Origin of the sequence: Microbacterium sp. Root61 (assembly GCF_001427525.1) — a bacterium.
GTDB lineage: Bacteria > Actinomycetota > Actinomycetes > Actinomycetales > Microbacteriaceae > Microbacterium.
Genome location: NZ_LMGU01000001.1, coordinates 2,597,095 through 2,611,994 on the forward strand (window position 1 = coordinate 2,597,095; position 14,900 = coordinate 2,611,994).

General features: G+C 68.7%; 6 protein-coding genes. 5 read left to right on the forward strand and 1 reads right to left on the reverse strand.

What is annotated here, in order from left to right:
* Nucleotides 1-58: 58 nt before the first annotated feature.
* A complete protein-coding gene (locus ASD65_RS12345; RefSeq protein WP_056223077.1) occupies nucleotides 59-7,135 on the reverse strand; it encodes a DUF5979 domain-containing protein in 7,077 nt (2,358 codons plus the stop codon).
* 220 nt (nucleotides 7,136-7,355) lie between these two features.
* On the opposite strand from ASD65_RS12345, the gene argG reads away from it, so the two are divergent.
* From argG to ASD65_RS12370, 5 genes are all read left to right on the forward strand, one after another.
* Nucleotides 7,356-8,798 carry an argininosuccinate synthase gene (gene argG / locus ASD65_RS12350; protein WP_056223079.1) on the forward strand — a complete coding sequence of 481 codons (1,443 nt, stop codon included), beginning with the start codon at nucleotides 7,356-7,358 and terminating at the stop codon, nucleotides 8,796-8,798.
* Nucleotides 8,799-8,849: 51 nt separating this feature from the next.
* Complete coding sequence (locus ASD65_RS12355; RefSeq protein WP_056223081.1) at nucleotides 8,850-9,473, forward strand: TetR/AcrR family transcriptional regulator; 624 nt, start codon at nucleotides 8,850-8,852, stop codon at nucleotides 9,471-9,473.
* Nucleotides 9,474-10,235: a hypothetical protein gene (locus ASD65_RS12360; protein WP_200948664.1), complete on the forward strand. Its 762-nt coding sequence runs from the start codon at nucleotides 9,474-9,476 to the stop codon at nucleotides 10,233-10,235.
* On the forward strand, nucleotides 10,232-12,043 hold the full coding sequence (locus tag ASD65_RS12365) for a YhgE/Pip family protein (RefSeq protein ID WP_056223083.1): 1,812 nt from the start codon (nucleotides 10,232-10,234) through the stop codon (nucleotides 12,041-12,043). The genes ASD65_RS12360 and ASD65_RS12365 overlap by 4 nt, the downstream gene beginning before the upstream one ends.
* 172 nt (nucleotides 12,044-12,215) lie before the next feature.
* Entirely contained in the window at nucleotides 12,216-14,822 is a 2,607-nt protein-coding gene (locus ASD65_RS12370; RefSeq protein WP_200948665.1) for a penicillin acylase family protein, read from the forward strand.
* Nucleotides 14,823-14,900 lie beyond the last annotated feature (78 nt).

Sequence of the window (14,900 nt, forward strand, 5' to 3'; positions counted from 1 at the left end):
CGCGAACCGCCGCCGCACACCCTGGAGTGCACGGCGGCGGCTTTGCGCTCAGCCCAGATCAGTCCTTGCGGCGGCGACGCATCACGAGCATCACGACGACCCCGGCGAGGATCAGCACCCCGGCCGTGCTCGCCGCGATGATCAGCGGCGTCGGATCGGAGCCCGTCGCCGGCAGCGGCGGATCGAAGCGGTTGTCGATGGAGACGGATGCCGCGGCATCCGCTCCGATCGTCACCACGGCGCTCGTCGGATCCGACTCGGATGCCGGTGTCATCGTCACCGCACTCGCGGTGCCCTTGTCGGACTCGCGCACGGTGCACTCGGCTCCGATCGGGAGATCCTCGTAACGCGCGGGCGCGGCGACCGTCAAGGGCCGGGTGGCGCCCTCCGGAATCTCGATCTCGTCGCCGTTCCACGTGCACGCCACCGACACCTGGAAGGTGTCGGACGTGTGCGCAGCCGCCGCGCCGCCGGAGACCGTCTTGGTGACGACGAGGTCGCCCACATCGAAGGTGTTGGTGACGGTCACCTCAGTGGCGCCCTCGACCACCTGGACCACGTCGATCGGCTCGCCCTGGGCGTCGGTGATCGCGGTGCTGGTCGCGCCGCCCGAGTCGGTCTCGGTGAGGGTGCAATTCAGCCCCACCAGGAGCGGCTCATAGGTCGTCGTGTAGCCGTTGGCCTCATTCAGCTCACGCACCGCGCCGCCTGGGATGTCGACCGAACGACGGAAGGTCGTGGTGCAGTCCAAGGTGACCTCGAACGGTCCGGCGCCCCACAGATCGGCGCCCGCTCCGTCCCTGACCTTGGTGACGGTGATCGACCCTGCGTTGAAGGTGTTGGTGACCGTGACGGTGACGGTGGTGCTGTCACCGATGGTGACCGTCTCGGGTGAGACGACGCTCTCGTTCGCGCCGCCGGCGAACGTTTCGTGGACCGTGCAGGTCGCACCAGCGGCGATGTCGTCGATGGTCTTCGTCAGCGGGTTCTCCCCGCCCAGGGCCACGAAGCCCGACCACACGATGGTCGGCCCGCTGCCGGTGTCCAGCGTGCAGCTCACGTTGAGCAGGAACGGACCCGCTCCGAAGTCCGCCGCCGCGTCGCCGGTGACGGCCTTCTCGAGCGCGAGGGAGCCGGCACCGAAGGCGTTGGTCGCCTCGACCTCGACCTGCTGGCCATCCCGGATCACGACGTCGACCGAGTTGCCGTCGACGGCGTCGATCTGATCGCCATCGACCGACACGGTGAAGGACGAGGATGTCGCGCCCAGCGCGTCATCCTCCGTGATCGTGCAGGTGCTGCCGACCGGGATCCCGGCCATGGCCCACAGCTCATCGACCGTCAGGCTCTCCGCCATCGGGTTGTCGGCGTCGTATCCGTCCGCCCACACCTCGGAACCGCGGAACGTGCACGTCACGCTGAACGGGAACGGGCCGTACTCGATCGAGTTGCCCTCCTTGTCCTTGCCTGCCGCATCCACGATCTTGCGGATCGAGAGGTCCGAGACGTTGTAGATGTTCTCGATCGACACGACATCGATGGGGTCATCGGGACCGCCGACAGTGGCGGTGCCGATCTCTGTCGCCGTCTGGCCGAATTGGCCCTCCGTCGCCGTGCATTCCGCGCCGATGGGGAGCCCGTCGACGACGTGGGGGTCGGCACCCGGCCGGAGGATCACCACAGGTGGCAGACCCGCGATGGGCTGCCCGTCGACGGTGCACACCAGGCGCACAGGGAACAGCGCGGGGGCGAGCTCGGCCGCCGGGCCGGACACGATCTTCTCCAGGGAGATCGGACCGGTGGGGTACGAGATACCTGCGCGACGACCCTCGGTCGCGGGCACCGGAGTCCGCGTCAAGTCGGCCTGGATGGCTGCACCCCCCGTCGCCACAGTGTTGTAGGCGATCGGGTAGTTGGTGTCTGACCGATCGGTCGGCGTCGTTCGCGTCTGGTACTGCAGGTTCAGCGCCTCACCAGGCTGGAGTAGATCGCCGGCAGGCATCCGGATGACGAACATCAAGCTGCGGACGGATGCCGGGTCAGCGCCCGCCAGCGGCAGCCAGGAACCCGGCGGGCACTGCGTGCCCAGCGGGTTCAGATTCGCGATACACGGAGTGGACGACGTCGAATAGAACGTCGTCAGCACCGCGCCCGGCGGGGTCGTCGGCGTGGGGATCAGCGCCACGCCGCCGACGAATGTCGGTTCCCATGCGCTTTCGCGGGGCAAGACAGCGATGAGGCCCTGGTCGCCGGGGATCGGGAGGTTGTCGATCGAGACCACGGTGTCCATCGGCAGGGTGCCCGCATTCGTGACCGTGAAGCGCCACGTCTCAGTGTCGCCCGGCAGTGTCACCGGGACGCACGGGTAGCGATAGAAGCCGTCGGCGGTCGCCGTGCCGTCGCACGTGTAGTTGTTCACGACGCTGAACACGTCCGGGACGCCGGTCAGCCCGTGCGGGGTGTCTGCCTTCACCGACTTGATCGTGCTCAGCGCCGGCACCGCGAGCGGCGACACGGTCGAGGTGTCGCTGCACGTGTCGAGCCTCTGATCGAGCGGGGCCGTCGTGCAGCCGTCGAACGGCTCTCCGCCAGTGATCACGGCCGTATTGACGACGTCCATGTCGGACGTGATGCCGGGACGCAGCATCAGCTGGATCGTGATCGTGTATGTCTGGCCGATGCCCAGCACGGTGCCCGGCGGTGGAGTGAACACGATGCGGGATGGCTGCTCGACGATCGTGAGGTCGTTCGGGTCCGTCGGCAGCGGGAGCCCGATCGTGGGATCCGGAGTCGGGCCGCTGAGCGCGAATGTGTACGGCGACACGCTCGGATCGCGGTCCGGGTCGAAGATCAGCTGCGGCCCTTCGGCATCCACCGGCAGCTCATCACTGAACACGGGGTTGGTGATGGGCCGCTCGCCCGTATTGGCAAACGTCATCGTGTAGGGAATCGCCACCCCGGGGCGCACGTCCCCGTTCGGCGTCTTGGTGACGCTGATGCTGTTCTGCCGGTGGAGATAGCGGTACTGCGCCTCCGCCTTGTCCTCGGCATCCAAAGGCGCACCGATCGATACCTGGCTGGAGATCGCGAACCCGACGGTTTCGTTGTCGAACAGACCCGGGCCGGGCTGCCCGGGCGCGGCGACCTGATCACTGCGAGTGGTGGGCACCGGTCCGCCGGTGCGCAGCTCGGCGCGGCGCTGCACGAGCACGGGAATCTTCTGCAGCGGGTTGGCGGGATTCGACCAGCCGAACCCGCTCTCGCTCCAGAACTGGAACGAGATCTGGTGCACGTCGGCGGGAGCCGCGTTCATGAACGCGACGGCATCGGCGAGCGAGCCACCGAACGAACTGCATTGGTCTCCGGTCCCGCCGGTGACCACGACCTCGTCATCCACGACGGAGAAGGTACCGCCGGTGCGGTAGCAGCCCTGCACGCGAGTGATCGGCGTGGCGAGCGTGAAGCTCGGATCGACGCCGACCAGGTCGAAGGCGTTCCAGAATGCCTCGTCCGAGTCGCCGATGAGCATGGTGACCGCGCGGACCGTGCCTGAGGGCTGGCCCGTCAGGTTCATGATGATCGGCGAGTTGTCGGGCTCCTTCTGCTCGGCGGGCGTGAAGGACTTCGTCACGTCCATGTCGAACGTCGGTTCGGCCAGAACGAGCGTCGCAGAGCCGTTGTCGCACGAGTAGCGCGGCTCGTCGGCGCCGGTGCCCGGCGGCGGGCAGGTGCCCGGCGGGTCGACGTCGGCGACGATGCCCTGTGCGGTGTTCGTGACGGGAGAATCTGCCACCGTCACCAGTTCGCCTGTCACACGATTTCGCGCCATGAGCCGCAGTTGCAGCTCGACCACGCCCGCCGCGCCGGCATTGATGCGGCCCTCGTACCTGACCTGGAAACCGATCATGTCGCCGTGCCCGCTCGGAAGGCCGATCGGACGAAGTTCGAGGGCACTCTGCCGGTCGTACGTGACGACCGTGCCGTCTTCGAAATAGACGTCGACGAACGTTTTCGTCGGGTCAGCACCGGCCGGGTTGTCGATGCGCAGGAACCGGTTGAATTCCTGCGTGTCGAACACCGTGACGTTCGCTCCGGGAGCCGGATCGGTGATCCACAGGTTGTCGACCTTTGCCGGAGTCGTATTGCGCGTCGTGATGACGATGCGGCTCAGCGGGTACGCCGTGGGAGGAAGGCCGGCAGTCGCGGTCGGAATCGCCAGCGGACCGTCCAGCCAGCTCTTGTCGGTCGTGGTCGTGATCGGCACGTCGATGATGATCACGTCGTCTGCGTCGTTCGCGCTGATCGTGCCGCCGCCGGACGGGTATCCGGTCGCGTTGACGGTGTTACGGACGATGCCGTCCTGGCCGGCGAGGTTGTACTCGATGTCGCCGAGTGCCGGGGCTCCGTCCGAGCGACGCGTGTCGCGCACCTGCCACGTCAAGGTGATCGGGCGGTCGTTGCCGATCGAGCGGGCGACGCCCGAGCCGACCGGCGGAGCAGCGGGATCACCGGCGGATGCCGCGGCACGGTTCGGGCTCTCGACGATCACGAGACGCACCCCGAGCGTCGAGGACTGCTCGGCGCCGGTGAGCGTGACTCCGGGGAACGTGCCGATGCACAGGGCCGGACACGGGTCGTTGGCGGCCTTGACCCACGCGGCACCGTTGTACAGCAGCACCTCGCGGACTTGGTCGTAGGCGATCAGCGGATCGGTCGCCGGGGTGATGGGCTGCACCCGCGTGAGGTTGAAGGCGTCGAAGACGCTCTGCGCGACGGGAGTGGTCTCCGGTGCCGCGACGTCGGTGATCTCGACGCGGTCGAGGCCCGAGTACCCGCCCGTCGACCAGCGCAGCACGGACGGGATGGTGTCACCGCTGCGCGCGATGACGGTCTTGATGCCGCCGGAGCTGGATGTGCCGAACGTCTTGTCGATGATGTCGCCGCCGCCGGGTGTCGGCGGAACCAACTCGATCTCGGGGCAGCTGCCCTGGTCGGAGAGCGCGGCCGAGCCGCCCGGGACGCCGGGGGTGGATGCGGTGGCGCTGGACTGCGCGCAGTTGCCGACGAAGGTGGAGGTGTCATCGGAGAACGGGGGGCCGGGGGTGTAGCGTCCGTCGTCGCGGAGCGCGACGGTGAAACTCGGTGACAGGTCGGTGCCCGGCGCGAAGCCGGTGTCGGAGCCCGTGTAGTCGTAGACGAAGCGGACGCCGCCCGCGACGTCCGAGATCGACGGGTCGACGGCTGCGGAGTAGATGGTCGGGCCGACGATCGGGCCGGCGAGCGTTTTCCACGTGCCGTCAGTCGTGTCGTAGTACTCGATCGTCATTTCGGAGTCGGCCGGCACAGGTGTTTGCGTGATGGCGGTCAGATCGAACGCGTTCCACCAGGCATCCGAGCCCACCGGGTTTTCGGGATCCTGGATCACGATCTGCGAGGCGTGGCCCGTCGTGCCCGTCGGGGTCTCGGGCGGATTCGGTCGTTCGGTGAGGCCGCCGTTGAGGGTCACGGTCGCGATCTGACCCGGTACCGCCAGGATCGTGTCCGGCCGGATCTGCTTGCCGATGTACGGCTCGATGATCTCGTCGTAGATATAGAGGTCGGCGTCGGCGGGGCTCTGCGCAGTAGCGCCGGCATTCGTGCCGACGGCGGCCACCTCGTTGTTGACGGCGAGCGGCAGTCCGGCGAGGTCGGGGTCGGTGTCGACGGCGAAGGAGACGGCACTCTCGCCGCCCGGCTGGATGTCACCCTCGAACACGACCTCGAACGACTCCACATCGGCCAGGTCACCGCTCGGGTCGGCCGGGGTGTCGCCGTCGTCGAACGGCACGGACTGCTCCGTACCGTCGGCGAAGTGGTAGATGACGGTTCCGGAGGTCGCTCCGGACGGGTAGGTGATGTCGTCCGTGAAGCCGCCGAAGGTATACGCGTCGGGGAATACCCCGGTGGACGGCTCGCGCAGGGCGAGGGAGTCCAGCGGGATCGTGGAGGTGTTGGTCACGCCGAGGTTCACCGTGCTGCTCTCGCCAGCGATCACCAGGGCCGGGGCGAACGACTTCGTCGCCGCGACCTGGATGTCGTTCTGAAGGAGCGTGAACGTGGCCGAGGCGTCATCCGAGGCGGTCTCCGCGCCCACCGCGACTTCGGACGAGACCGTGTTGGTCACGACGAAGCGGTCGGGCTGCTCGGCCGCCAGGTCGGTGAGTTCGAGGTCGAGCACGACCGAGCCCGTGGCACCGGCCGGGATGTCGCCCGTGAACGTCACGCGCGTACCCCGCACGTCCTCAGGATCGACGCCAGCAGGCAGCGCGCCACCCGGCGCCGCGACCCACGCACCGTTCGCGTAGACCTCGTACAGCGGCGGACCGGTGGCGCCGACCGGCGGCGTCACGGTGCCGAAGCCGGTGAACCCGAGGTACTCGAACGGGTTCGGGGTCGCGGCCACGTCGACCGGGTCCTGGATCACAAGGCTGTCCACCGTCGCGTCCGACTCGTTCGATCCGCCGAGGGTGGCCTCGACGGTCGTTCCGGGCGTCGCGATGCTCGACGTCGGAGACAGTGTCTTGGATGCCGTCGTCTTCAGGATGAGCGGGATGATCGGCGTCACCCCGACCTCGGCATCGACGTCTTCGAAGTTCACGCCCTCGATGAAGGCGTTGTTGAAGACCTCGACGCCGTTCGCGTCGTAGGACGCGTCCGCGGGGAGGCGGACCTCGAGCTGCACGATCCCGGTCGTGGCGTCAAGGATGCCTGTGGTGCCGTCGCCCAGCGGCGTGGTCCAGTCGACGCGGACGCTGTTGCCGTTGATGACGGGTGCGGACGCGGTGTTGGCGCCCGCGCCCACCGTGGCGGAAACGAGCACGAATGGGGCCGGAACATCATCCGTCAGGACCGCGCCGCGACAGCCCACGTCGGTGATCGCCGAACAGCCCACAGTGAGGGTGTAGGTGAAGGTGTCGCCCGGAGCGATCTCGTCGACCGAAGCGGTCTTGGTCAAGGAGGCGACCGACGTGACGGCCGCCGGCACCGGCGGCGGAAGGACCGGCGCCGCGACGGCGGCGGGAGCGACCAGGGAGGTGATCGCGATGGTGAATGCCGCGACGGCCGCAGTGGCCTTGAATCGTCGAGTCGAAGACAAGGGCGTTCCTCCGTTGGATCCACGGCAGAGCCGGATTGCACGTCTTATCACGCTTTTCGGGGTGCACAGACCTCCCCCGCGGTCAGCCTAGCCAGAGGGCGAGCGCGTGCACCAGAGTTACTGGTGAGACAGAAGTCGCGCGCTGCGGCGCGTCTCCGCATCCATTCGCCCTCGATCGATGAGAATCCCGACCCGCAGACGGCCCCGGTAGGCTGGAGGCATGTCGAAGGTCCTTCAGTCCCTGCCCGTCGGCGAGCGCGTCGGCATCGCTTTCTCCGGAGGCCTCGACACATCCGTCGCCGTGGCCTGGATGCGCGACAAGGGAGCGATCCCCTGCACGTACACCGGCGACCTGGGTCAGCCCGACGAAGACGACATCGATGCCATCCCCGGCCGCGCGCTGGAGTACGGCGCCGAGATCTCGCGCCTGATCGACTGCAAGACCGCGCTCGTCGAGGAGGGCCTCGTCGCCCTCGCGTGCGGCGCGTTCCACATCCGCTCCGGCGGACGCACCTACTTCAACACGACTCCGCTCGGCCGCGCCGTCACCGGCACCCTGCTGGTGCGCGCCATGAAGGAGGACGGCGTCGACATCTGGGGCGACGGCTCGACCTACAAGGGCAACGACATCGAGCGGTTCTACCGCTACGGCCTGTTGGCCAACCCGGCGCTGCGCATCTACAAGCCGTGGCTGGATGCCGACTTCGTCACCGAGCTCGGCGGCCGCCAGGAGATGAGCGAGTGGCTCGTCGAGCACGGCTTCCCCTACCGCGACTCCGCGGAGAAGGCGTACTCGACCGACGCGAACATCTGGGGTGCCACGCACGAGGCCAAGACCCTCGAGCACCTCAACGTGTCGCTGGAGACAGTCGAGCCGATCATGGGCGTGCGCTTCTGGGATGACTCGGTCGCGATCGCGACGGAGGACGTCACCGTCACGTTCGAGAGCGGCCGCCCGGTCGCCCTGAACGGCGTCGAGTTCGGCGACCCCGTCGCGCTCGTCTTCGAGGCCAACCGCATCGGCGGCCGCCACGGTCTCGGCATGAGCGATCAGATCGAGAACCGCATCATCGAGGCCAAGAGCCGCGGCATCTACGAGGCCCCGGGCATGGCGCTGCTGTTCATCGCCTACGAGCGCCTCGTGAACAGCATCGTGAACGAGGACACCCTCGCGACCTACCACGAGCAGGGTCGGCGTCTCGGTCGACTGATGTACGAGGGCCGCTGGCTCGAGCCGCAGTCGCTCATGCTGCGCGAGTCCATCCAGAAGTGGGTCGGCTCCACGATCACCGGAACCGTGACACTGCGTCTGCGTCGCGGCGAGGACTACACGATCCTGGACACGACTGCGCCGCACATGTCGTACGGCCCCGAGAAGCTCTCGATGGAGCGTGTCGGCGACGCCGCGTTCGGCCCCACCGACCGGATCGGCCAGCTGACGATGCGCAACCTCGACATCGCCGACTCCCGTTCGCGGCTCGAGCAGTACGCCGCGATGGGCCTCATCGGCGGGGCCACCGGCGAACTGGTCGGTCGCGTCACTGCCGGCGAAGCGGACGAGATCACCGAGAGCGCCGTGCCGCTGGACGCGCAGGGCGAGGCTCTCGCCGCCGCGGTGGACGAGGCATCCGAGGGTTCCGCGTTCGACCTGGGAACCGACTGACCCCTCCCGAATTTAGTTGCACATCAGTGTGCAACTTAATACTCTGGTGTGGTGACCACCACCACCCCTGTCCGTCGACCGCGCCGTGATGCCATCGAGAATCGCGCCGGCATCCTCCTGGCCGCGACCGAGGCGATCGCGCGGGACCCGCGCGCGTCCGTCGATGAGATAGCCCGCACGGCGGGCCTTTCGAGGCGCGCGTTGTACGGGCACTTCCCCGACCGTGATGCACTCGTGCGCGACGTCATCGCCACCGGCGCGCAGCGGTTCAACGCCGTCGTCCTGCGGATCGACGACGACGACCCGCGCGTCGCGCTGGCCCGGCTCGCCTCCCTGCTGTGGCAGGAGGCCGCGCACGTGCAGGTGGTCGCGACCCTCGCCCTGGACGAAACACACGTGCACGACACCGCCGTCGCACTTGCTCCACTGCGGGAGGCCGTGGGGGCGATCGTCCGCCGCGGACAGGAGCAAGCGGTGCTGCGCACCGACATGCCCGCCGCAACCCTCGCCCGGCTGATCGAGGAGGCCGCGCGCAGCGCGATCACCCGAATCGACGCCTCCAGCCCCGAGGCTCGTGCCATCGCCGTGAAGGCCGCTCTGAGCATCGCGGGTCTCTCCTGGCAGGCGAGTGTCGACCTGCTGTCTGCTCATCCCGGCATCCTCGAGGAGGACTGAATGCGCGTCGAATTGAAGGCGGTCACCAAAGGCCGCAAGGGGCGGGCGCTGCCCGAGACGAGCGTCGCCTACCGTTCCGGCACCGCGGTGCTCGCCGCCGCCGAGACCGAGCAGCGTCCGACGGTGCTCGGCCTCCTCGCCTCCGGACGCATGGTCCCCGACTCCGGCACCGTCCTGATCGACGGACGAGCGGATGCCTCTGCGCTGCGCCGTCGCATTGCGCTGGTCGATGCCCCGGACGTGTCTGATCCCGACTCGAGCGTGCTGCTGGCGGGCATCGTGTCGGAGGAGCTGATGTTCGCGGGCCGACGCTCCAACCCGCTCGCGGCCTGGCGGTGGCTGGACGAGCTCGGACTCAAGGGGCTGGCGACGACACCGATTGCCAACGTCGGGCCGGCCGAACGGCTGCGCGTGCTGTGCGAGCTGGCGGTGCTGCGCAAGGGCGTCGAGGGCATCGTCCTGGTGGCGCCCGACCGCCACGGCGGCGAACCGCTGGTCTGGTGGCGCCTCGCGCAGGAGTTCGCCGCTCGCGGGCTCGCCGTGCTGGTCATCGCCGGCTACGCCTCGGAGTGGTCGATCCGTCACGAACAGAGCCTCAAGGACATCGCCGAGGCCGAGGCATCCCTCGGCGAAGCGCTCGGCGCGTTCGACGAGCGTGAGGCCGCGTGGGCGCAGAGCGGCGGCGCTCCGCTGTTCGGGGGGACGCCGGAGATCACCCCACCGGGCGCGGACAGCTCGATTCCGGGGGAGGAGCCGAAATGAAGGTCCCGCAGATGATCCTCGCCGAGCTGCGGCGACTGGTCTCGACACCGATGGCGATCCTCGCCCTCGCCGCGCTGCTCATCGTGCCCATCCTCTACGGGGGGCTCTACCTCTGGGCCAACCAGGACCCGTACGGCCGCCTCTCCCAGGTGCCGGTCGCGCTCGTGGTCGCCGACGACGGCGCCGACATCAACGGCGCGTCCCGCAACATCGGTGACGAAGTCGCCGATGAGCTGGTGAAGGACGGCACGTTCGATTGGCATCGCGTGGATGCCGCGACCGCCGCGCAGGGTCTGGATGACGGCACCTACGATTTCTCGATCGAGGTCCCCGCGGACTTCTCCGCGGCGATCGCCTCGATCGCGACCTCCGACCCTCGGCAAGCCGAGCTGCAGCTGCGCACCAACGACGCCAACAACTACCTCGCCACCACCATCGGCACGCAGGCGGTCGAGAAGATCCAGGCGACGATCACCCAGACGGTCGTGAGCGAGGCCGGTCTCACGATGCTCGACGCGCTCAACACGATCCGCCTCCAGCTCAGCGATGCGGCGACGGGTGCCGGCCAGCTCGTCGATGGCCTTGCCACGGCACAATCCGGCGCCGCTCAGCTCGCCTCGGGATCCGCAGAACTCGCCGCGGGCACCGCCACGCTTCGCGACGGCGCCGCCACCCTGGCGTCGGGCGCGAGCCAGGTCGCGGCGGGCACGCAGGAGCTCGATGGTGTGGCACAGCGGGTGAGTGCGGCCTCCAGCGACGCCGTCGCCGCACTGCCCGAACTGCGCGCGGACATCGCGCAGCGCCTCGCCGATGCCGGGCTCGACCAGGCCACCATCGACGAGGTGCTCGCGAAGCTCGACCCGATCGGTGCGCGCGTCGCGACGGTCGACCAGCGCGTGCAGTCCGCGGTCTCGCAGATCGACCAGCTCAACTCCGGCGCGCATCAGGTCGCCGACGGCAGCGCGCAGCTCGCGGGCGGCACCGCCACGGCGGCCGACGGCGCCGCGCGCCTGAGCGAGGGCACCGCCACCCTGAACAGCGGGCTGGCGCAGATCTCGGACGGCGCCGCCCAGTTGCAGACCGGGCTGGAGAACGGTGTCGCGCAGCTGCCCGATACGGATGCCGCGACCCGGCAGGAGCAGGCCACCACACTGGGCAGCCCAGTGGCGATCGACACCACTACCGTTGCGGCCGCGCAGAACTACGGTGCGGGTCTGGCGCCGTTCTTCGCCGCACTCGCGGCGTGGATCGGCATCTACGCGCTGTTCCTGATCGTCAAGCCGGTCTCGCGCCGCGCGGTCACGGCACTGCATTCGCCGTTCCGCGTCACGCTCGCCGGCTGGGCCACGCCGGCCCTGCTGGGCGGCGTCCAGATGCTCGGCCTGTTCGGCGTGCTGGCGATCGCGCTCGGCTTCCAGTTCGCCAATCCGCTGGCCACCCTCGGCATCCTGCTCTTCGCCTCCGCGACCTATGCGGCCATCATCCTCGCCCTCAATATCTGGCTCGGATCGGTGGGGCAGTTCCTCGGGCTGGTGCTGATGGTCATGCAGCTGGTGACAGCGGGTGGCACGTTCCCGTGGCAGACTCTGCCCGCGCCGCTCGCCGGCCTGCATCATGTGCTGCCGATGAGCTATGTGGTGGACGCCCTCCGCCAGCTCATGTACGGCGGTGATCTGTCACGCGTCGGCCCGGATCTGCTGGTGCTCGGCGGCTGGCTCGTCGCGGGCGTGATCGCCGCCGCGATCGGTGTGACGCGCCAGACGCATCACCGCACGCTGCGCGACCTCCAGCCGAGCCTCATCGGCTGAAGCGTGACGAGCCCGGCGCTCGGTCGAGCGCCGGGTTCGTGTGAAACCGCCGCGCTGCCCGTCTTCGTGCGAGCTCGGGATACTATTCCCGGACAGCCCGTGCGACCCGAACGCATGGGACCGAGGTCCGCGTGCACCGGCACCGAGTCTCCACAATGCGAAAGAGCCTTCAATGACGACGCTTCCCACCGCGCCCACGACCGACGAGCCCGCCGTCCCTCGCAGGAAGAAGGCATCCGCGGGTCAGATCATCGGCCGCACGGCGTTCGGCATCGTCGCCGGCGTCATCGTGATCGCGCTCATCGCCGCGGGGTTCGTGATGTGGACCGTGCAGCGATCGTTCCCCCAGCGGGACGGCACGGTGGCGGTGGAGGGGTTGAACGGAGAGGTCGAGGTGCTGCGCAACGACCTCGGGGTCGCCACCATCGTCGCCGACGACCCGCACGACCTCTTCTTCACGGAGGGATACGTCCACGCCCAGGACCGTTTCTGGGAAATGGATTTCCGTCGCCACGTCACGAGCGGGCGCGTGTCCGAGCTGTTCGGCGAATCGCAGCTGGGCACCGACAAGTTCCTGCGCACGCTCGGCTGGCACGAGATCGCCGAGCAGGAGGTGAAGGCGCTGGATGACACGTCCCGCGCGTACTACGAGGCCTACGCCGACGGAGTGAACGCATACCTCGCCGAGCACGAGGGCGCCGACGTGTCGCTCGAGTACGCCGTGCTGGGTCTGCAGAACTCCGACTACGAGATCGAGCCGTGGACGCCGGCCGACTCGGTCGCGTGGCTGAAGGCGATGGCCTGGGACCTCCGCACCAACATCGAGGACGAGACCGAGCGCGCCGTGCTCGCCGGTCAGGGCTATGACTCCGCGCAGCTCGCCGAGCTCTACCCGGGCTATCCGTTCGACCGCAATCCGGTGATCGTGCCCACTCTCACCGCCGTGCAGCCGGCGAGCGCGTCGGCTCGAGCAGACACCGGAACGGTGACGGCATCCATCCAATGGCAGGAGGTCGACGGTGTGATCGAAGCCGCGAGCGCCCTGCTCGGCGGTGCCGGCGAGGGCATCGGCTCCAACTCGTGGGTCGTGTCGGGCGATCTCACCGACACCGGGCTTCCGCTGCTGTCCAACGATCCTCACCTCGGCGCGGCCCTGCCCAGCGTGTGGCACCAGATCGGCCTGAAGTGCCGCGTCGTCAGCCCGGAGTGCGGGTTCGACGTCTCCGGCTTCAGCTTCTCCGGCGTGCCCGGCGTCGTCATCGGCCACAACGCGCGCATCGCGTGGGGCTTCACGAACCTGACCACGGACGTCACCGACCTGTACCTCGAGAAGATCGAGGGCGACCAGTACTGGCGGGACGGCGCCCTGGTGCCGCTCGAGGAGCGCACCGAGACCATCAAGGTCGCCGGCGGCGAAGACGTGACCCTGAAGATCCGGTCGACCGTGCACGGGCCGATCGTCTCGGGACTCACCGACGACTTCACCACCATCGCGGAGGACCCGTACACCGGCACAGACGGCAGCGTGTCCGCGCCCGCCGACGACCCCGCCGGCGAGTATGCCGTCAGCCTGAAGTGGACGGCGTTGACCCCCGGCACCACTCCCACCGCGATCTTCGCCCTGAACGTCGCGCAGGACTTCACGGCGTTCCGGGCGGCCGCGGCGAAGTTCGAGGTGCCGGCCCAGAACCTCGTCTACGCCGACATCGACGGCAACATCGGGTACCAGACGCCCGGCAGCCTGCCGATCCGCGGCGCGGGCGACGGCTCGATGCCGCAACCGGGCTGGGACTCCGCCTACGACTGGCAGGGCTTCATCCCGTTCGAGGAACTGCCGATGTCGCTGAACCCGGAGAGCGGCTACATCGTCACGGCGAACAACGCGATCGTCGGCGACGACTACCCGTACTTCCTCACGAACGACTGGGACTACGGGTGGCGCGCGGCGCGCATCGTCGATCTGATCGAGCGCAAAGCCGCCGAGGGCGACCTCACCGCGGAGAACATGCGGGCGATCCAGGCCGACACCGAGTTCTGGATGGGCAAGCGCCTCACGATGGCCTACGCCGACGTCGAGACCGGGGACACTGGCGCGGATGCCGCGCTCGCGCTGCTGCACGAGTGGGATGCCCGCAACGAGGCGGACTCCGCTGCGGCGGCCTACGCGAATGTGCTGTGGGACGAGCTGGTGCAGGACCTGTTCGTGCGCGGCCGCGAGAACCCGGCGCCGACCACCGGGCAGGGGCGACTCTTCGAGGTCGTCGACACGCTGCTGGACGATCCCAGCTCGCAGTGGTGGATCAACGACGAGCTCGGCGTGAGCAGCCAGGAGGAGATGCTGGAGCACGCCGCGACATCTGCCTACAAGCGCCTGGCGACGATCCAGGGCGACAACGTGGCGAAGTGGAACTGGGGCTCGCTGCATGCGCTGACTCTGACCAGCGACACGTTCGGCTCGTCGGGCATCGCACCGATCGAGTGGCTTTTCAACCGCGGACCGTACCCCGTGGGCGGCGGATCCTCCGTCGTGAACGCCACCGGCTGGAGCATCGGCAACGGCTTCGAGACGATCACGGTCCCCTCGATGCGCATGATCGTCGACCTCGCCGACTTCGACGCGTCGCAGTGGAACCACCTGACCGGCAACAGCGGCCACGCGTTCCACCCGAACTACATCGACCAGACCGAGGCGTGGCAGAAGGTGGAGCTCTCGCCGTGGCCGTTCACCCTCGGCGCGGTGCAGGATGCCGCGACCTACACGCTGACCCTGACCCCCTAGCTCCACCCGCGAGCTCACAAGAACGGCCCGTTCCCGCCCCGGCGAGCGGGCCGTTTCTGTGAGCTCGCGGGAATCGGA

What these genes read in the sequence shown, in the direction of transcription:
- argG (WP_056223079.1), top strand. Translation starts at nt 7,356, where the DNA reads ATGTCGAAGGTCCTTCAGTCCCTGCCCGTCGGCGAGCGCGTCGGCATC.
- ASD65_RS12365 (WP_056223083.1), top strand. Translation starts at nt 10,232, where the DNA reads ATGAAGGTCCCGCAGATGATCCTCGCCGAGCTGCGGCGACTGGTCTCG.
- ASD65_RS12370 (WP_200948665.1), top strand. Translation starts at nt 12,216, where the DNA reads ATGACGACGCTTCCCACCGCGCCCACGACCGACGAGCCCGCCGTCCCT.
- ASD65_RS12360 (WP_200948664.1), top strand. Translation starts at nt 9,474, where the DNA reads ATGCGCGTCGAATTGAAGGCGGTCACCAAAGGCCGCAAGGGGCGGGCG.